Raw genomic sequence first — 20,586 nt, 5'->3', positions numbered from 1 at the left:
TTTAAAACTCTCTTTTTGTATATCAGAGTATTTCTTCTGTCTAGGGGACACATTGATTTTCCCATCATATAAGGTTTATAATAGTTACTAAGTTTTGAAATTTCTGTAAAATTAAGGAGGACCGAAGCAACCATGAAAAAACAAATAGAACAATTATCAGCATATGAACCGGGGTTATCGCCTCGTGCATTAAAAGAGACTTACGGCATTGAAGGTGAATTATATAAATTAGCATCAAATGAAAATTTATATGGACCATCACCAAAGGTTAAAGAAGCAATTCAAAGTCATTTAGAAGAGTTGAATTTTTATCCGGAAACGGGTTCTCCAATGATTAAAGATGCAATTAGTAAACATCTAAATGTCGAACCATCACGTATCCTGTTTGGAGCGGGTTTAGATGAAGTCATCCTGATGATTTCTCGTGCGGTGTTGACTGCTGGTGATAAAATAGTGACAAGTGAAATGACATTTGGTCAGTATTATCACAACGCAGTAGTTGAAGCGGCAACAGTAGTACAAGTACCATTGAAAGATGGCTACTTTGATTTAAATGGAATACTTAATGAAATTGACGACGAAACAAAGTTAGTATGGCTATGTAATCCGAATAATCCGACTGGGACATATTTTACGCATGAAGAACTTAAAGGGTTCTTAGAACAAGTACCAAGTCATATTCCAGTAATTGTAGATGAAGCATATGTAGAATTTGTCACTGCACAAGATTTTCCTGATACTTTAGCATTACAGCAACAATTTAGCAATGCATTTTTATTACGTACATTTTCAAAAGCATATGGCTTAGCAGGCATGCGTATAGGCTATGTCGTTGCTGCACAAGAAGCGATAGAACAATGGAATATTATTCGCCCACCATTTAATGTGGGACGCTTATCAGAATACGCTGCACTAGCGGCGTTAGAAGATCAAGACTATTTAACGTTTATTCGTGAACGTAATGCGGAAGAACGAGAAAAATTCTTCGCAATTGATAAACGTGATGCATTCTTTGATAGCCAAACCAATTTCGTCTTTGTAAATACTTCCAAACCACATGAGTTATATGAAGCATTGTTAAATGTTGGTTGTATAACGCGAGAATTTCCAAATGGTGTAAGAATTACGATTGGATTCCCAGAACAAAATGATAAAATGATTGAGGTACTAAAGGACTTTGAGTTATAAAATATAAATAAAAAATAGTCCAATTATGCTTTATGGTTGATACATTTATGATGATGTAGGAAACGTTCCATTTTACAAGATGTAGTAGGGATAGTAGCAAGGGAAAGATAGCTTAGTGATGTTTGAAATGAATGATGTTATTAAAAAGGGAGTAGAGTATTAAATGACACGACAATCTATTGCAATTGATATGGATGAAGTATTAGCAGATACAGTAGGTGCATTAATTGAAGATGTTAATAAACGAACGGATTTAGGTATTTCATATGATATGTTGGATGGTATGAAATTACGACATGCAATGCCAGAACATGATGGACTACTGACTGAAATCCTTCGTGAACCAGGTTTCTTTAGGAAATTAGAGATTATGGCTGATGCGCAAGCAGTTGTGAAGAAACTAACTGAGCATTATGATGTGTATATTGCGACAGCTGCGATGGATGTACCAACTTCTTTTCACGATAAATATGAATGGTTAAGGGAGTATTTTCCATTTTTAGATCCACAACAGTTTGTTTTTTGTGGTAGAAAAAATATTGTACATGCGGATTATTTAATTGATGATAATCCAAGGCAGTTGAGTATTTTTACAGGTAAGCCTATTATGTATACAGCATCTCATAATATTAATGATGATCGTTTCACACGTGTTAATAATTGGCAAGATGTGGAAGCTTATTTCTTAGGAGATAAATCATATCAAATTTAGGTAGATTTATTCTATTGTTGAAAATATAGAGTAAATAATCTGCACTATAAATAGAAATAGCCATTAAATGAAGTTATTATTGATTCATTTAATGGCTAATTTTTTTGTTTTTTAAGCGTATGTAAAGGGCAACGCTTTCCTAGGGGACAGCTTCAGCCTGTAGTCTTCAGCTTGTCCTGTTCCCTCAGGAGTCTCGCCCACACATACGCAAGTAAATAGTTTACTTCTATAACAATAAACAATTGAACAAAGTCATTATTTTTTCGATGATTAAAGTGTGCTATCAGCGTATGACTATTTAGTAATAATAATAGCGATATTAACTACGATTCGATTTCTTCATCCGCTGTTGTATTGTTATTTGATACTGTATTATTTAGTGTTAGGATTTGAACAGCGTTTGGAATGATTTCTATCTCTAATGGTGTTTCTAATGCAATTTCACCATCGATATCTACTTTGACTACGGGGTCAGTTGTTATCGAAATCTTTTTGGCTAAAATGTGTTGAATACCTTCAGTCATATGATTCCAATTCATACTATCACGTTGTTTGAAAATATCATTTAAAACTCGAGTATTTTGTTCTTTAAATATAAATGAATTCAAATAACCGTCACTTGGAGATAAATCAGTTAATGGGATACGACTACCACCAATGAAAGGTCCATTTGCAACGACTAGCATAGACGTCTTACCATTTATTTCTTTATCGTCTACAGTGACTTTATAGTTAAAGTATTCAGGATTTAGCAAGGTCTTAACGGTCGAACCAACATAACTCAATTTACCAAATACATCTTTGTTTCCGTTTTGAACGTTTTCGGCATTTTGTACAATTAAACCTAATCCGACAAAGTTTAATGCGTACTGGTTATTAATCTTCATTACATCATAGGGTTGCAACTCGGCCTCTATTAATTGTTGGCTAGCTGCTTTATGACGCGGACTTAGGTTTAGCGTTTTGACAAAGTCATTAAAGGTTCCACCAGGAATAATACCGATAGGGATATCGAGTTCACTGTGCATGATTCCATTGATTAATTCATTGACCGTTCCGTCTCCACCCAATATAAAGACAATATCTACATCATCACTATATGACTTTGATTTGATTTTCTTACAATATTCAATAATATCGCCTTCATTTTCACTTAGTTGAATAGATAGGTGTTTACAAAATGTTGTCAATGCAGCAGTAACGTCACCTAATCCTCGATAAATATCTTTGATACCAGAATGTTCATGGTAAAATAAGACACCATGATTATATTTTTTGTTAGTCAATATATTCACCATACTTCTCTTTATTTATGTTTAGCAATACCTACTTATTTATTATACCTTTTATAACAATAAAAAAACTATGATGAACCATTCAGTTCACCATAGTTAAGTTTAACAATTATTTAATTCCTCGCATACCTTTAACAATCTTCGGTACAAAAGCTAAAATAATCACACTGACAATAATTGCTACAGCACCTAAGAATAAGAAATAGTTCTTATAACCAAGTGGCTCAATTAAGTGGACGAGTGATCCATTGATTGCTTGTGCACAGGCATTTGTTAATAACCATAAACTCATCATTTGTGCGTTAAATGCTTTTGGAGCTAACTTAACAGCAGCACTATTACCAGTAGGTGACAGACATAATTCACCAATAACACAGATAATATACGATAAGATGACCCAGTTAACACTAATATGTGAAGCGCCTGCAGAATGACCAATTAAACCAATCATAATATATGATGCCCCTGCTAAAAATGCTCCCAAAACAAATTTAGTTGGTAGACTTGGTTGACGTCGTGCCATTTTAGCCCAAATCATTGAAACCACTGGTGCTAATAGCACAATGAACAATGGGTTGATTGATTGGAATAATGCTGGACCAAAATCTGATTTCCATCCGAAGAGATTTAACTTCATATCACTGCTTTCAAATGCATATAAATTAAGTACGTTGGCACCTTGTTCTTGGATTGACCAGAAGAGGACACCAAGAATAAACAATGGAATAAATGCTATAACTCTTGAGCGTTCATCATCTGTCACATCTTTACTTCGAATCATAATCGTGAAGTAAATGATTGGTAATGCTACGCCTAACACGAGTACTGCAGTACTGATAATGTTGAATGATAGGGTACCAGTCAAGCCAGTGATAATTAATACAGCAGCAATAATTATGATCGCAATAGTGAATAATATACCGTATTTCTTTTTCTCACTAGCGCTTAGTGGGTTTGATGCTTTCGTTCCAATTGTACCTAGATTCTTCTTGTTAAATAATACATACCATACTAATCCTAATGCCATACCAATTGCTGCGATTAAGAATCCACCATGGAAATTACCTGTACCGACGAAATGATTTAAAATTAATGGTGAGATTAATCCGCCCATATTAACTGACATATAGAAGATTACAAAGCCTGCATCTAGTCTTACGTCATTTTCAGGGTAAAGTCTACCAACAATATTTGAAATATTTGGTTTCATTAGACCAGAACCTACAATGATGAAGAACATAGAGATAAATAATCCTATAATATCAAGCGGTAAACTTAAGAAGATATGACCAATTATGATTAATATACCACCGATTAGTGTTGCTGAACGTGTCCCCGTAACTCTATCAGCAATCCAACCACCAAGTACTGAAGTCATATAAATCAATGCACCATAAACTGCCATTACAGACTGTGCAGTGGCTTTATCCATACCGAGACCGCCATCTTTAATAGCGAAATACATATAAAAAATGAGTAGTGCGCGCATACCATAATAGCTAAATCGTTCCCAAAATTCTACGAAAAATAATACGCCAAGTCCTTTTGGATGACCGAAAAAGCCTTTTTGTGGGATAGACTGCACGTCTTGCTCATGGGTTGTTGTTTGATTTTGCATAAAACATTCCCCGTCCTTTCTTGCTCCCAATAAAAAAATGTATAAAAAAGATTTTACTCCTAATATTATTGAATTTCAATAATATTCTCAAAATAACAATATTCCGAATTTTCACATAATTTATTCATATAATAGCATGACAGAAAGGTGTATAAAATATAATTATTGTAAAATAACACTTATAAAAAAGGCATAAAAAAACAGTGGTGCATAAATACACCACTGCATTAATATGATTCTATTGACTTATGTTAATAAACACCTTTCATAGCACGTTTAACAATAGGTGAAATAACTAACAATACAATACCGATAACAACTGCTACAAGTCCTGAATACATGAAATAATCACTTTGATTTATCTTTGTATATACCACTACGAGTTGTGAATTTAGTCCTTGTGCAGTAGCGTTACTTAGCATCCATAAGCTCATCATTCTAGCTGTAAACGCAATTGGTGCTAATTTAGTCGTTGTTGATAATCCAACAGGTGAGATACATAATTCGCCAATCGTGATTAAGAAGAAACTTAATACGAGCCATAATGGATTAACTAGTGATTGTCCAGATGCTAGCGGAATGATCATTACAAGATACGATAAACCAGCAACAATTACACCGTATGCAAATTTATGCACAGTTGGAGGATTATGCTTACCTAGTTTCAACCATAATGTAGCAAAGACAGGTGCTAATAAAACGATAAAGATAGGATTTAATGATTGTGCCCAAGATGCTGGGATAGAGAAATCAATTAAACCGCCTGTTAAGACAGACATTTCAAGTTGTGTTTTTTTGTCAGCAAAACTTGCCAAAACTGTAGAACCTTGTTCTTGAATCATCCAAAATGCAACTGACGTAATATAAAGTGGTATGTAACTGTAGATTCTAGAACGTTCTTCTTTGGTAACATCCTTACTTAATATCATATTCAAGAAAATGTAAATTGGTAATACGATACCTAATATTGTTACTAATAAACTAAAGTTTTCTAATGATAATGCATTATTTAAATGTAGTAAAAATAAATATAGTAAAAATAATACGATTACGACAAGTGTGATAAATACAAACTTTTTAATTTCCGGTTTAGTTAATGGGTTCGGTACATTGCGTCCCGCTAAACCTAAATTCTTTTTGCGTTTGATAGCATAGACAACTAAGCCACAGAACATCCCAATAGCTGCAGCTAAGAAACCAGCATGGAAACTCACTCTTGTTTGTAAATAACCAGTGATTAATGGTGCCAATAAACTACCTAAGTTAATCCCCATATAGAATAATGTAAAGGCAGCATCACGACGTACATCATTACGATCGTAAAGTTCACCAACTGTTGTGGAAATGTTTGGTTTTAATAGGCCTGTACCTGCTATGATTACGGCCAATGCAATCATTACCAAAGTTAGATTGTTTGGTAGTGACAATAAGATATGTCCGATCATAATTAAGAATCCACCATAGAAAACAGCATTTTGAGTGCCGGTAATTCTATCAGCAATCCAACCACCAATTACACCCGACATATAAATCAATGTTCCGTAGATGGAAACAATTTGCAGTGCGACTGCTTCATCTAAACCGAAACCACCTTTAGCAACGGTATAGTATAAATAATAGATTAATATGGCTTTCATACCATAGTAACTGAATCTCTCCCAAAATTCAGTGAAGAATAACGTGCTTAGTCCTTTTGGATGTCCGAAGAAACCTGTACGTGGTGTACTTTCCATAATTTCTTCGTGCGTATAATTAACCTTTCTCATAAATTCCCTCCCCAATTATAGTTGGATTAATTTTATACTGTTTTTATAAAAATGACAAGTGTATGTATTATTTGTACAATATTAAATGCTAAATGATTTGTTTGGACTTTTGTACTGTTTATTTATTAAAAAAGTGACGAAAACAGATGTTTTCGTCACTGATGATGCTCTTTATAATTGTAAGAAATGTTTAACGGTTGTCTATTTTTTCAGGGTAGAGGTCATGATTCATTAATCTGTGCTCTGCCATTTTTTCATATTTAGAATTAGGACGACCATAATTGGTATATGGATCAATTGAAATCCCACCACGTGGCGTGAATTTGCCCCATACTTCTATATAATGTGGATCCATTAACTCGATAAGATCATTCATTATTATATTCATACAGTCTTCATGAAAATCTCCATGATTTCTAAAGCTGAATAAGTAAAGTTTTAATGATTTAGATTCTACCATTTTAATATTAGGGATATAAGAGATATAAATCGTCGCAAAATCAGGTTGACCTGTGATCGGACATAAAGATGTAAATTCAGGACAGTTGAATTTAACGAAATAATCTCTACCTTGGTGTTTATTATCGAATGACTCGAGTACGTCTGGGCGGTAATCAAAATCATATTGATTATTTTGGTTACCTAATAGTGTAATATCTTGTAATTCATCTTTGTTGCGGCCTTCAGCCATATAAATCGCTCCTTTTAAGATATATTTTTAACATTTATTTCTGTATGTCAATGGGTTGTCGGCGTGCTTTTTCAAACATGTAGTAACTAGATCCTATAATAATGATATAACCTAAAATTGCATATAGATCTGGTGACTCTCCAAAGAGAATAAAGCCAAATAATGCAGTAAATACAATGGATGCATAGGTGAATATCGAAATGTCTTTTGCTGGTGCAAAGCTATAGGCAAGTGTGATACCAATCTGACCAATGGCTGCAGCTAATCCGGCGCCTAATAAATAGAGACACTGTAACCACGACATAGGTTCAAATGTAAAAATCGTGAATGGAATTAACACGATGATTGAAAAGAATGAAAAGTAAAATACAATTGTATATGGTGCTTCTCTAGAACTTAGAGCGCGTACACATGTATAAGCTGCTGCGGCAAAAATACCAGAGAACAAACCACCGATAGCAGGAATCACTGACGAAGAGAACTCAGGTTTAACTACAAAGAGCATACCGAAGATCGCCACAATCATAGCTATAAATTGATAGTTGCGTACTTTTTCATTTAAGAATAATAAGCTAAGTAAAATAGTCCAAAATGGATTTAATTTCATCAATGTATCTGCGTCGCTTAATATCATATGATCAATGGCATAAATATTAAGTAATACACCAATTAAACCAAAGGTTGATCTAGAGATAAGTAATGGCTGACTACTTAGTTTACCAAATAGAGGTTGCTTGTATTTAAATATGAAATAGAGAGGTATAAACATAGCTACTAAGTTTCTGGCTAATGACTTTTGAAATACAGGTAAATCGCCTGCTAAGCGAAAGAATACTGACATAAAGCTAAAGCCAATAGCAGAAATTAAAATAGCGATGATACCTTTAACTTTAGGATTCAATAGTATCGCCTCAATTTTAAAAATTTGACGTATCTATATTAGCATAAATATTTAAAACATGTATATATGGTTGAAATTAGGGAAGTAATATAATATCATATAAATACGAACAAATGTTCCCTTTTATCTTGGACTTTGTTCAAATTAAATTCTAGAAAAAGTAAAGCAAATTTTTTGAATATTTTATACAACATAATTGGCGCAATGTGCAAAACAACGGTATATAGCGCTTTGTATAACTTTTAGAAAAATCAAATAAAATGAACGGAATTTTAGTAAAAAAATTTTTTTAAAGTTAAGAGTTCAATTTAAAGTTGAATTGGTGCCATTTTCATTCCGTTTTCAAAATTTGTCCACAGTTTCCTAAAATAAAAAGGCTTTTAATCGTCTTCGGACTTATGTATAATGAAACACATAATATAGTATTAACGACAGAACCGAAACACTATATATTGTGTTTCGGTTTCAAGTCACTTTATATATAATAAACCAAATTTCAAGTAAAATCACACTGGTTTAGCCACTTAATCATGACAAATATAGTAGTAATACTTCAAAAATGTATTTTTGCATCACTATATGTAGATGACATGATCACTATATATTGTGTTTTTAAATAATATGATTTTCTATGGGGCATTACACGATTGAAATTAGGTGAATAGATTAGTGGAATAATATGATTTTCCATATTTAATGGATAGATCAAAGATAGAAAGTAGGTGTGCCGATGAAGGTTGTTTATTTTTCATTTTCCGGTAATGTGCGACGCTTTATTACCAGAGCAGAATTGAAGAATACGATGGAAATTACGCAGAATAATTGCACGGAAAGATTGGATGAACCGTTCATTATGGTCACTGGTACAATTGGTTTTGGTGAAATTCCACAACCTGTACAAGCATTTTTAGAGGTTAATCATGATTTGATTAGAGCGGTAGCAGCAAGTGGTAATCGAAATTGGGGACAAAATTTCGCCAAAGCTGGACGCGCTATTTCGGAACAATATAACGTTCCATTATTAATGAAGTTTGAAGTTCAAGGCACAAAGGAAGACATTAGCGAATTTAAAGATAAGGTGGGGCATTTTAATGAAGATAATAGACGAGAAGAAATACAATCATATTGAATTAAATAACGAAGTTACCAAGCGTAAAGACAATGGTTTTTTCAATTTAGAAAAGGACCAAGAGGCGTTAACAGTATATTTAGAAGAAATCCAAGACAAGACAATTTACTTTGATAGTGAGCTAGAACGCCTACACTACCTCGTCGACAACGACTTCTATTTTGATGTTTTTGAAGTTTATTCAGAAGCAGATCTTCAAGAAATTACTGATTTTGCTAAGCAAATTGAATTCAATTTTGCAAGTTACATGTCAGCTAGTAAATTCTTTAAAGATTATGCATTAAAAACAAATGACAAGAGTCAATATCTAGAAGATTATAAACAGCACGTTGTAATTGTTGCACTTTATCTTGCTAATGGTCATAAGGCAACAGCTAAGCAATTTATCTCAGCTATGATTGAACAACGTTACCAACCGGCGACACCTACATTCTTAAATGCAGGACGTGCTCGTCGTGGTGAATTAGTATCATGTTTCTTATTAGAAGTAGATGATAGTTTAAATTCAATTAACTTTATCGATGCAACAGCTAAACAATTAAGTAAAATTGGTGGCGGTGTAGCGATTAATTTATCTAAATTACGTGCACGTGGTGAAGCGATTAAAGGCATTAAAGGTGTTGCAAAGGGTGTACTTCCAGTTGCTAAGTCATTAGAAGGTGGATTTAGCTACGCAGACCAATTAGGACAACGCCCAGGCGCTGGTGCTGTATATTTAAATATCTTCCACTATGATGTTGAAGAGTTTTTAGATACTAAGAAGGTTAATGCTGATGAAGATTTACGTTTATCTACGATTTCTACTGGTTTAATCGTACCTTCAAAGTTCTTTGATTTAGCTAAGGAAGGCAAGGATTTCCACATGTTTGCACCACATACAGTATATAAAGAGTATGGGGTAACTTTGGATGATATTGATTTAGAAGCTTATTATGATGAATTAGTAGCTAATCCAAACATTGATAAGAAGAAAAAAGATGCACGTGAAATGTTGAATATGATTGCTCAAACACAATTACAATCAGGTTATCCATATTTAATGTTTAAGGATAATGCGAATAAAGTACATGCTAACTCAGATATCGGCCAAATTAAAATGAGTAACTTGTGTACGGAAATCTTCCAATTACAAGAAACATCAATCATCAATGACTATGGTACAGAAGATGAAATTAAACGTGATATTTCATGTAACTTAGGTTCATTAAATATTGTGAATGTAATGGAATCAGGTAAATTTAAAGATTCTGTTCACACAGGTATGGATGCATTGACAGTGGTAAGTGACGAAGCAGATATTCAGAATGCACCTGGTGTTAAAAAAGCTAACAGTGAACTGCATTCAGTTGGACTTGGTGTTATGAACTTGCACGGTTATCTAGCTAAAAACAAAATTGGATATGAATCTGAAGAAGCGAAAGATTTTGCTAATATCTTCTTCATGATGATGAATTACTATTCAATAGAACGTTCAATGGAAATAGCTAAAGAGCGTCAAGAAACATATGTAGGTTTCGAAAAGTCGGACTATGCTAATGGAAAATATTTTGACTTCTATACGTCACAAACATTTGCACCACAATACGAGAAAGTACGTAAATTGTTTGATGGTTTAGAAATTCCAACACCTGAGGATTGGAAAGCATTGCAACAACAAGTTGAAACACATGGTTTATTCCATGCGTATCGCTTAGCAATTGCACCAACACAAAGTATTTCTTATGTACAAAATGCTACAAGCTCTGTTATGCCAATTGTTGATCAAATTGAGAGACGTACTTATGGTAATGCGGAAACATTTTATCCAATGCCATTCTTATCACCAGAAACAATGTGGTACTATAAATCAGCATTTAATACTGACCAAATGAAATTAATCGATTTAATTTCTACAATTCAAACACATGTGGATCAAGGTATCTCAACAATTCTATATGTGAATTCAGAAATATCTACACGTGAATTGTCTAGACTCTATGTCTATGCACATCATAAAGGATTAAAGTCTTTATACTACACTAGAAATAAATTATTAAGTGTTGAAGAATGTACAAGTTGCTCGATCTAGTTTTAGTGAAACACGACGAAAGTGATTATTAACGTAAGTGAACACAACAGTTTAATATTTACATCAATGAATAAGAAACCCATCGTTAACAGCGAATCGTAACTTTAATATTAGGGCGGTAAGAGGGTCTTAATATATTAACGATTTAGCTGTTAACTTTGTGTGCTTATGTTGTCACTGTAAATAATCGCTATTTAAATAAATTTATACTGGAATAGGAGACATTATCTAAATGAAAGCAGTCAATTGGAATACTCAAGAAGACATGACAAATATGTTTTGGCGACAAAATATTTCACAAATGTGGGTAGAAACGGAATTCAAAGTTTCTAAAGATATAGCAAGTTGGAAGACGTTAACAGATGCAGAAAAAAATGCTTTTAAAAAAGCGTTAGCTGGTTTAACTGGTTTGGATACACATCAAGCAGATGATGGTATGCCACTTATCATGTTACATACAACAGATTTACGTAAAAAAGCTGTATATTCTTTCATGGCAATGATGGAACAAATTCATGCTAAAAGTTATTCTCATATTTTTACGACATTACTTCCCTCAAGCGAAACAAACTACTTATTAGATAAATGGGTTATTGAAGAACCTCATTTAAAATATAAATCAGATAAAATTATCGAAAACTACCATAAATTATGGGGCAAAGAAGCTTCAATCTATGATCAATATATTGCACGTGTATCAAGTGTATTCTTAGAAACATTCTTATTCTACTCAGGTTTCTATTATCCACTATATCTTGCTGGGCAAGGTAGAATGACAACGTCTGGTGAAATTATTCGTAAAATCTTACTTGATGAATCAATACATGGTGTGTTTACTGGAATGGATGCACAAAGTTTAAGAAACGAGTTATCAGAAAGTGAAAAGCAACAAGCTGATCAAGAAATGTATAAATTATTAGATGATTTATATAAAAATGAAGTGTCTTATACACATTCACTATATGATGAAATTGGTTTATCTGAAGATGTATTGAATTATGTTCGATACAACGGTAATAAAGCATTATCAAATCTTGGATTTGAACCATACTTTGAAGAAAGAGAGTTCAATCCAATTATCGAGAATGCTTTAGATACATCAACTAAAAACCATGATTTCTTCTCTGTTAAAGGTGATGGTTACACACTTGCATTGAATGTTGAAGCGTTGACAGATGAAGATTTTATCTTTGAGGATTAATCTTTTTTGCTAAGTAATTAAATATATCAGTAATTATCGATGCATATTGTTATTGAAGTGGCGATGTGTTTAAGATAATTATTGTTATAGTAAAATATTAAGAAAAAAGCTTCGCTCTAAGTAGAGTGAAGCTTTTTTAGTTATTACTTCGTATTGTTGGCTTACTTTCTTAGAGGACAGATTCAGCCTATGGTCTTCAGTTTGTCCTGTTCCCTCGGGAGTCCGCCAAAACACTGTCGCAAAAACCATAAAGGATAATCTAGAGAAATACTCTATAAAAAGCAGTATACAAAGATGCTAAACCCTTTAATTGTAAACTATATAAAAACACTCGATTAGACTACACGTATTCTGTATTGTACAGGAAATAGGTTGTCTAATTTTTTGTATTCGCTTAACAGTGTGGAGTTACTGTATTCACTTGCTAAAGATAGTGACAATTATTATCTACTCTTGCAACAACTAATGTATAAATAAACCTAGCCACTTAATTTAAATATAATCAAATGAAAATAATAAATTATTATGTTTAGCTCTATAAATTATTTTAACAAATAAGTAAAATTTTCGATTGCTATTGAATTTAACTAGGAACGTGGTAAAATTTTTATATATACAGTGATAATGATTATCATAACCAATAAGAATTGGGAGCAATTAAATAGAAGGGATTTAGGGAAGGCATTATGAAATTTTTACTTAAAGGTACAGTGTTGTTTACTGTTTTAGTTATTTTAACCATCCTTTCTTTGTTTATAGGTGTCAGCAAAGTTTCGATAACTGATATTTTTCATTTAACAAATGAGCAAAAGAATATCATTGTTTCAAGTAGAATACCTAGGACAGTGAGTATTTTAATATCTGGAAGTACGTTAGCGCTTGCAGGTTTAATTATGCAACAAATGATGCAAAATAAATTTGTTTCTCCTACAACTGCAGGAACAATGGAGTGGGCGAAGTTAGGAATTTTGATATCATTGATTTTTTTCCCGCAAGAGAATATTTTAATTAAATTATCTTTTGCTGTCGTACTTAGTATTTTAGGTACTTTTATGTTTGTTAAATTAGTTCAATTTATACAATTTAAGGATGTCATTTTTATTCCGTTGTTAGGTATTATGCTCGGTGGTATAGTATCAAGTTTTTCAACTTTTATTGCGCTTAGAACAAATGCTGTTCAAAGTATTGGCAACTGGTTAAACGGCAATTTTGCAATTATAACAACAGGAAGGTATGAAATATTATACTTAAGCATTCCGCTACTGTTACTTACATATATCTTTGCAAATCATTTTACAATTGCAGGCATGGGGAAGGATTTTAGTAATAATTTAGGTGTGAATTATGAAAAAATAATCAACATCGGTTTATTTATTACTGCGACTATTACTGCATTAGTTGTTGTGACGGTTGGTACATTACCATTTTTGGGACTTATCGTTCCTAATATCGTTTCTATCTTTAGAGGGGATCATTTGAAAAATGCACTTCCACATACAGCAATGTTAGGAGCAATATTTGTGATGTTTTCAGATATTATTGGCAGAATTGTCGTCTATCCGTATGAAATCAATATTGGTTTAACGATTGGTGTATTCGGCACTGTTATATTCTTAATCTTGCTAATGAAAGGAAGACACCAACATGCAAATTAGTGCAAAGAATAAATTATTGATACTTATTGCTTTAACTGTGATTGTGGGCGTCATTTATTCAATCGTAGGCATTGATTTTGAAATTTTTCAATATCAATTCTCAAGTAGATTAAGGAAGTTAATCTTGATGATACTTGTCGGTGGAGCAATTGCTGCTTCAGTAGTCATCTTTCAAGCCATTACGACCAATCGGTTGTTAACGCCCTCGATTATGGGGTTAGATGCGGTTTATATGTTTGTTAAGGTGCTGTTAGTTTTTGCTTTTGGTGTGCAATCTGTATTAGTTACGAATCTGTATCTCAATTTTATAATTACTTTGGTCGTCATGGTGGTATTTTCGTTACTACTTTTCCAAGGTATATTTAAAATTGGAGACGTTTCAGTTTATTTTATATTATTAGTAGGTGTGATTTTAGGGACATTTTTCAAAAGTATCACAGGATTTCTTGAATTAATTATTAATCCAGAGGACTATTTAGCGGTTCAAAGTGCGATGTTTGCTAATTTTGACGCATCAAATAGTAAGCTTGTCATCCTTTGTGGCATTATACTTATTGTCTTAATTATTGTCACTGTACTATTAATTCCATATCTAGACGTATTGTTATTAGGTAGAGATCAAGCCATTAATCTTGGTGTATCTTATAAAACATTAACACGATTACTGTTAATCCTTGTTGCTATTCTTGTATCAATTTCAACAGCACTTGTAGGACCAATTACATTTCTTGGTTTGTTAACAGTCAACTTAGCACATGAAATGATGAGAACGTATGAACATAAATATATTTTACCGGCAACAATCTGTATTAGTTGGTTGAGTTTATTTATTGCGCAAGCAGTAGTCGAAAATCTCTTTGAAGCGACAACACAAGTAAGTATTATTATCGATTTAATTGGTGGTAGTTACTTTATTTACTTATTAATTAAAAGGAGGAATGCAAATTGATACGTGTGTCAGGACTTAATAAAACAATTCAAGATAAGCCTATTTTAAAGAATATCAATGTTGATATCCAAAAAGGGAAGCTCACATCGATGATTGGACCAAATGGTGCTGGTAAGAGTACTTTATTAGGTGCGATTACACGATTGATGGACTTTGAAGAAGGACAGATAGAGATAGAAGGGCGTTCGATTAATGATTTTAAAAGTAATGAACTTGCCAAGAAACTATCTATTTTAAAGCAAAGTAATCATACAGAGTTGAATATTACTGTTGAGCAGTTAGTTAACTTTGGTAGATTTCCGCATTGTAAGGGCCACTTGAAAAGGGAAGATAAGGATCAAGTTGAATATGCATTAGAATTACTTCAATTACAGGAAATTAGACATCGTTATCTTAAGACACTTTCAGGTGGACAACGACAACGTGCATATGTCGCAATGACAATTGCACAAGATACAGATTATATCTTGTTGGATGAACCATTAAACAACCTCGATATGAAGCACTCTGTTCAAATCATGCAAACGTTACGTCAACTTGCTAAAAAGTTGAATAAGACCATTGTCATTGTGATACATGATATTAATTTTGCATCTTGTTACTCAGATGACATCATCGCGTTAAAACATGGTGAATTAGTGAAAGCGAGTGATAAGGACGAAGTCATTCAAACGGATGTGTTACGACAACTTTATGATATGGATGTGAAAATCGAAGAAATACGTGGACAACGGATCTGTGTTTACTTCGATGAGTCTACAGAGGAAGAAGCACTGTCTTTAGTAGAATCCATTTAAATCTAAGATGTCTTTGTCCTAAACATTGAAGGGAGTGATGCAAACGTAGCGTTACTTTTAAAACGTGGGATAGATTGGGTATTAAACAAAAATTGGAGGAATGAAACACCATGAAAAAATATGCTTTAGTCTTAGTTATAGGTTTAATGTTTTTATTAGCAGCATGTGGTAATAGTGGATCTGGATCTGATGATAAAAAATCAGAAAGCAAGGACACTAAAGATACAGTGAAAATTGAAAATAATTATAAAGCAAGTGGCGAAAAACGAGATGGTAGCGATGCTAAAACGGTAAAAGAAACTGTAGAAGTACCGAAGAATCCTAAAAAGGCTGTAGTTTTTGACTATGGAACTTTAGACACAATGAAAGAACTTGGCTTAGCAGACAAAGTTAAAGCTGTGCCTAAAGGTGAAGGTGGTAAATCATTACCAGATTTCTTAAGTGATTTTAAAGATGAAAAATACTTAAATACTGGTAGTCTGAAAGAAGTTAATTATGATAAAGTAGCTGCTGCTAAACCTGACGTTATATACATATCTGGTCGTACGGCTAATCAGAAAAACTTAGATGAATTTAAGAAAGCAGCACCAGATGCAAAAGTGGTTTATGTAGGTGTAGATAACAAAAATGAAGTTAATTCATTAAAAGAAAATGCTGAAAAACTTGGTAAAATTTACGATAAAGAAAGCGAAGTTAAATCTTTAAATAAAAAATTAGATGATAAAATCGCTGAAGTAAAAGATAAAACGAAAGACATGAAAGACGAAAAAGCAATGTTCTTACTAGTTAATGAAGGTGAATTATCTACTTATGGTGCTGGTGATCGTTTTGGTTCATTAATCTTCAATACAATGGGCTTCACCGCTGCTGATGATAATATTAAAGGAAGTACACACGGACAAAATGTAACAAATGAATATATTGCTGAGAAAAATCCAGCAATTATCTTTGCAATGGACCGCGGACAAGCAATCGGTGGTAAATCAACAGCGAAACAAGCTTTAGGCAATGATGTAATTAAAAATGTAGATGCAGTAAAACATAATAAAGTCTATGAACTAGATCCTAAATTATGGTACTTTGCAAGTGGTTCTACTACAACTGCCATTAAACAAATGGATGAAGTTGAAAAAGCATTAGACAAAAAATAATTAACATCTAGAGTGGGGAAATGTTAGTTAAAATGATTTAAATGCATTGTCTAGATATGAAATTCGTACTGTTAATAAAGTAACTGAATGTATTCTATACGTATCGAATTTGATTGTAGATAATCATAAGACCTAAAAGGTTGGGATTTAGATCCTAGAATGAAAGAGTCTGGAACATTAGTATTCAGACTAAAATGAAATCGATAATTTTTACTGTGAAAATGTAAAAATTATCGATTTTTCTATTATTATCAAATTGATTATCACTTAGTGTTATTATTTTACTTATATTGATAGCTAATAATGCTAATCCGAGTTCATGTTTTATCCTTGTTATTTCTCGAAGTGACATACGAGTAAATCCACAAATAGCCTTTAATAATACAAAAACAGCTTCTATCTCAATTTTATTTTGATTGTAGAATCTTTGTATTTCTGGTTCTGAAAGCTGTTGATTTATTTTAGTTTTGAAAGATTCCCAATTATAATTCCTCAAAACTTTTTTATTAGTCTCCGAATTATGTTTGCTATATCGGTTGGGGTGTGGACACCCTGAACAATCATCACATTCGTCTAATTTGAAACCTCTTTTAAAATCATAGTCATTATTTTTGTAGTAATTATATATAAGAACTTCGTATTGTTTGCGAGACACTTGAGTGAGTAGGGTGAGTGTCGACATCAAGGATTGAGCCATCCCCCTAGGTAAGCGAGCAATAACAATACTGAGTATCGATAACAATAACAAGCTCATCAAAAATCTTTACTGGGTTTAATGCTAGGTATTTATGTTCTAGATTCGTTACTGTACTTTGTATTATTGATAAGATCATCTGAATCTAGACATAAGAATGACAATGTTTAATTAGGTATTTTGCAACAAACATACGTAAATATAGTGTCTTTTAAATAACCTTGGATTAAAGTAGAATTGTGTTATTTTAGAAATGGAAAGGGTAAATGGTTTATAAACACTAAATTAAGGTGACGTTTCTAGGTTTAATGTTAAAAGGAAACTGAGTAATTACATTAGAACAGAGGTGCAATGATGATATTAGATAAAGTGAATCCTAATGATTTATATCCAACAGAAGAGCAAGGTCCTACTGTATTAGGGACGATTGAGTATAATATGCATGGTACTTCAGAATTCGAAGGTGCCTTTATTGCGACAAATGAGCGATTGATTTTAAATGTAGATATGAATGGTGAATTTTATTATAGAAGTATTGCTTATAATGAAATTGAACAGATTGAAGCACACGACGATAGTATTCAATTTGTCTTTAATGTGGGACCAATGCCAATAAAAGAACTACAAAAGGGTGATATCCAAACTTTTGTGGATTATGTTAAGTCACAAATGCCTTCATAAATAATTAAGAAGAATGAAATATTCATATTAAGAAACCAGACCTTTCCGGGATTTGAAAAGGTCTGGTTTTTATTATGCATTAAATAGCAAAGTAAAGATGATAGTGATATTTACAACGGTTGTTAAAATGCGCATTACATTCTGTACAAGCCTCAATCATCATATATTCGTTAATTGTCATTTCGTGTTTACAAACACCACACAAAATTGCACGTTCATTAAATTCGTCTGATCCCCATCGCTTTATAGGATGTGATTCGCTTTCGTTATGGCATTTATAGCATGGATAGTATTTATCGCAACATTTAAATTTAATTGAAATAATGTCTAAAGGCGTTTGATAATGTGTGCATCTGCCTTCGCTATCTACCGTTGGACCATAAATATTAACCATTGTATCTGTCTCCTAACTAGTCTTGCGGATGCTCTCCGATAATTCGTACTTCTGGATGTAACTCCACATCGAATTTTTCTTTAACGACCTTTTGTACATAATGTATTAAATCTTCGTAGTCTGTGGCTGTACCTTTATCAACATTAACCATAAAGCCAGCATGCTTTGTTGAAACCTCAACTCCACCAATGCGATGACCTTGTAAGTCTGAATCTTGTATTAGTTTTCCTGCAAAGTGTCCAGGTGGGCGTTGGAATACACTACCACATGAAGGATATTCTAATGGTTGTTTTGTTTCTCGGCGTTCAGTTAAATCATCCATCTTCGATTGAATGTCTTCTTTATGACCTGGTTCTAGTGTAAAAGCAGCTTCCAAAACTACAAGGTGTTGTTTCTGAACAATACTATTTCGATAATCTAATTCTAATTCATGCTTAGTTAAGGTGATTAATTCTCCCTTTTCGTTTACACAAAGAGCATAATCAATACAATCCTTTACTTCGCCTCCATAGGCGCCCGCATTCATAAATACAGCACCACCAATAGAACCCGGAATGCCACATGCAAACTCTAAACCAGTTAAACTATAATCTCTTGCAGTGCGTGAAACATCAATGATTGCAGCACCACTTCCAGAAATAATAGCATCATCTGAAACTTCAATATAATCGAGTGAAAGTAAGCTGATAACAATACCTCTTATGCCGCCTTCACGAATAATAATATTTGATCCATTACCTAAATAAGTAACAGGAATATCATTGGAATAAGCAAAGTGCACAATCGCTTGCACTTGTTGATGTGTGGTTGGTGATAAGTAGTAATCTGCTTGACCACCAGTTTCTGTATATGTATAGCGCTTTAAAGGTTCATCAATCTTTATTATATCTTTAGGTACAATTGCTTCTAATTCCTTTAAGATGTCATCTTTATGCAATGTATTGTACGTCCTTTCCTAGTGAATTCATTTATACATTATAGCAATATTTGTGGGTATTTGCTAAATAGTATGCTAGTTAATCACAAAACTTATACATCTATTAAAATTTGAGTTGATTATACCATGTCTGTATGAAAAGTGAACGTAAAAAGCGATTCAAATTAATCTGTATGTATTTGCTTTAATAATTTAGAGAATAACTGTTGCTTTTGATTCTCATATGCACGAATTGTAGGTGCATGTTGAGCAATATTTTGTTTAGCATTTCCAAAAGTTTGCGCTGCTGATGGATTATTTTCCAAATACTTTGTACTTAATAAGTAATCATTATATAGCGTAGAATCCTTTTGGATAATATGTAGACGGGCGATTTGCTTTAAATCAATAAGGTTATTAAATTGAGCCATGACCACTTTCTTTTTATATGGATGATGTAAACGATAGAAGCCAGCATAATTCAGTCGTTTTTCATCTAAAGATGTTATGTCATGTAAATTATCTACTCCTACAAGAATGTCTAAGATAGGTTCGGTAGGATAATTAAAATGTTTCGTACCACCAATATGGTGCGTTGATTTTACGGGCGTATCTAAAAGGTTAAATAAAGTTGTACTAAGCGTTTCATACTGCTGTGCAAAATCAATGTTTTTATCCTCAATGATAAAATTTTGTACTTGAGAATACATTAAGTTGAGCGCTCCTTTTATTCTGATTTTATTCTTGTTAAACTGTAAATTCTGAAATAATATATCACAT

The 20,586-nt window shown here is 32.9% G+C and carries 19 protein-coding genes; 10 read left to right on the top strand and 9 right to left on the bottom strand.

What is annotated here, in order from left to right:
• Positions 1–132: 132 nt before the first annotated feature.
• Both hisC and ACY191_RS12365 read left to right on the top strand, forming a co-directional pair.
• Positions 133–1,188 carry a histidinol-phosphate transaminase gene (gene hisC / locus ACY191_RS12370; protein ID WP_229366992.1) on the top strand — a complete coding sequence of 352 codons (1,056 nt, stop codon included), beginning with the start codon at positions 133–135 and terminating at the stop codon, positions 1,186–1,188.
• Positions 1,189–1,351: 163 nt separating this feature from the next.
• Positions 1,352–1,900, top strand: a complete 549-nt coding sequence (locus ACY191_RS12365) for a 5' nucleotidase, NT5C type (RefSeq protein WP_229366993.1) — start codon at positions 1,352–1,354, stop codon at positions 1,898–1,900.
• Positions 1,901–2,223: 323 nt separating this feature from the next.
• Here ACY191_RS12365 and ACY191_RS12360 read toward each other — a convergent pair whose 3' ends face one another.
• The 5 genes from ACY191_RS12360 to ACY191_RS12340 all read right to left on the bottom strand — a co-directional run bounded on the left by ACY191_RS12360 (position 2,224) and on the right by ACY191_RS12340 (position 8,171).
• Positions 2,224–3,186, bottom strand: coding sequence for a diacylglycerol/lipid kinase family protein (locus ACY191_RS12360; protein ID WP_107526582.1), 963 nt, complete (start codon positions 3,184–3,186; stop codon positions 2,224–2,226).
• Between the two features lie 118 nt (positions 3,187–3,304).
• Positions 3,305–4,813 (bottom strand): peptide MFS transporter, encoded by a 1,509-nt coding sequence (locus ACY191_RS12355; protein ID WP_042738199.1) that lies wholly within the window; start codon positions 4,811–4,813, stop codon positions 3,305–3,307.
• A 251-nt stretch (positions 4,814–5,064) separates the two neighbouring features.
• Positions 5,065–6,579: a peptide MFS transporter gene (locus ACY191_RS12350; RefSeq protein WP_229366994.1), complete on the bottom strand. Its 1,515-nt coding sequence runs from the start codon at positions 6,577–6,579 to the stop codon at positions 5,065–5,067.
• A gap of 190 nt (positions 6,580–6,769) precedes the next feature.
• Positions 6,770–7,270, bottom strand: a complete 501-nt coding sequence (queF, locus tag ACY191_RS12345; protein WP_042738201.1) for a preQ(1) synthase — start codon at positions 7,268–7,270, stop codon at positions 6,770–6,772.
• A 34-nt stretch (positions 7,271–7,304) separates the two neighbouring features.
• Complete coding sequence (locus ACY191_RS12340; protein ID WP_042738202.1) at positions 7,305–8,171, bottom strand: DMT family transporter; 867 nt, start codon at positions 8,169–8,171, stop codon at positions 7,305–7,307.
• A gap of 730 nt (positions 8,172–8,901) precedes the next feature.
• Between ACY191_RS12340 and nrdI the strand changes: the two genes are divergently transcribed.
• From nrdI to ACY191_RS12305, 7 genes are all read left to right on the top strand, one after another.
• Positions 8,902–9,300 (top strand): class Ib ribonucleoside-diphosphate reductase assembly flavoprotein NrdI, encoded by a 399-nt coding sequence (gene nrdI / locus ACY191_RS12335; RefSeq protein ID WP_107512128.1) that lies wholly within the window; start codon positions 8,902–8,904, stop codon positions 9,298–9,300.
• Positions 9,263–11,368: a class 1b ribonucleoside-diphosphate reductase subunit alpha gene (nrdE, locus tag ACY191_RS12330; protein ID WP_042738204.1), complete on the top strand. Its 2,106-nt coding sequence runs from the start codon at positions 9,263–9,265 to the stop codon at positions 11,366–11,368. The genes nrdI and nrdE overlap by 38 nt, the downstream gene beginning before the upstream one ends.
• Positions 11,369–11,600: 232 nt before the next feature.
• Positions 11,601–12,569 (top strand): class 1b ribonucleoside-diphosphate reductase subunit beta, encoded by a 969-nt coding sequence (gene nrdF / locus ACY191_RS12325; RefSeq protein ID WP_042738205.1) that lies wholly within the window; start codon positions 11,601–11,603, stop codon positions 12,567–12,569.
• 686 nt (positions 12,570–13,255) lie between these two features.
• Positions 13,256–14,224: an ABC transporter permease gene (locus ACY191_RS12320; protein WP_042738206.1), complete on the top strand. Its 969-nt coding sequence runs from the start codon at positions 13,256–13,258 to the stop codon at positions 14,222–14,224.
• Positions 14,214–15,173, top strand: coding sequence for an iron chelate uptake ABC transporter family permease subunit (locus ACY191_RS12315; protein ID WP_229366995.1), 960 nt, complete (start codon positions 14,214–14,216; stop codon positions 15,171–15,173). The genes ACY191_RS12320 and ACY191_RS12315 overlap by 11 nt, the downstream gene beginning before the upstream one ends.
• Positions 15,170–15,970 carry an iron ABC transporter ATP-binding protein gene (locus tag ACY191_RS12310; RefSeq protein ID WP_229366996.1) on the top strand — a complete coding sequence of 267 codons (801 nt, stop codon included), beginning with the start codon at positions 15,170–15,172 and terminating at the stop codon, positions 15,968–15,970. The genes ACY191_RS12315 and ACY191_RS12310 overlap by 4 nt, the downstream gene beginning before the upstream one ends.
• Positions 15,971–16,080: 110 nt before the next feature.
• The gene (locus ACY191_RS12305; protein WP_042738209.1) at positions 16,081–17,121 is read left to right on the top strand and encodes a ferrated catecholamine ABC transporter substrate-binding lipoprotein SstD; all 1,041 of its coding nucleotides are present in this window, start codon (positions 16,081–16,083) and stop codon (positions 17,119–17,121) included.
• A 184-nt stretch (positions 17,122–17,305) separates the two neighbouring features.
• On the opposite strand, the gene ACY191_RS12300 is transcribed toward ACY191_RS12305, so the two are convergent.
• On the bottom strand, positions 17,306–17,818 hold the full coding sequence (locus tag ACY191_RS12300; protein ID WP_229366997.1) for a transposase: 513 nt from the start codon (positions 17,816–17,818) through the stop codon (positions 17,306–17,308).
• A 351-nt stretch (positions 17,819–18,169) separates the two neighbouring features.
• Between ACY191_RS12300 and ACY191_RS12295 the strand changes: the two genes are divergently transcribed.
• A complete protein-coding gene (locus ACY191_RS12295) occupies positions 18,170–18,496 on the top strand; it encodes a PH domain-containing protein (protein ID WP_042738211.1) in 327 nt (108 codons plus the stop codon).
• A gap of 79 nt (positions 18,497–18,575) precedes the next feature.
• Here the strand turns inward: ACY191_RS12295 and ACY191_RS12290 are convergent, their stop codons facing one another.
• The 3 genes from ACY191_RS12290 to ACY191_RS12280 all read right to left on the bottom strand — a co-directional run bounded on the left by ACY191_RS12290 (position 18,576) and on the right by ACY191_RS12280 (position 20,516).
• A complete protein-coding gene (locus ACY191_RS12290; protein WP_229366998.1) occupies positions 18,576–18,890 on the bottom strand; it encodes a CHY zinc finger protein in 315 nt (104 codons plus the stop codon).
• Positions 18,891–18,906: 16 nt separating this feature from the next.
• Positions 18,907–19,827, bottom strand: a complete 921-nt coding sequence (murB, locus tag ACY191_RS12285; RefSeq protein WP_042738213.1) for a UDP-N-acetylmuramate dehydrogenase — start codon at positions 19,825–19,827, stop codon at positions 18,907–18,909.
• Positions 19,828–19,991: 164 nt separating this feature from the next.
• Positions 19,992–20,516, bottom strand: a complete 525-nt coding sequence (locus ACY191_RS12280; protein WP_042738214.1) for a GrpB family protein — start codon at positions 20,514–20,516, stop codon at positions 19,992–19,994.
• Positions 20,517–20,586 lie beyond the last annotated feature (70 nt).

The sequence above is a fragment of the Staphylococcus sp. TCBT05 genome, from assembly GCF_055179755.1.
The sequence above is the reverse complement of the archived record's forward strand: the minus strand, read 5'-3'. Positions and strand labels throughout refer to the sequence as shown.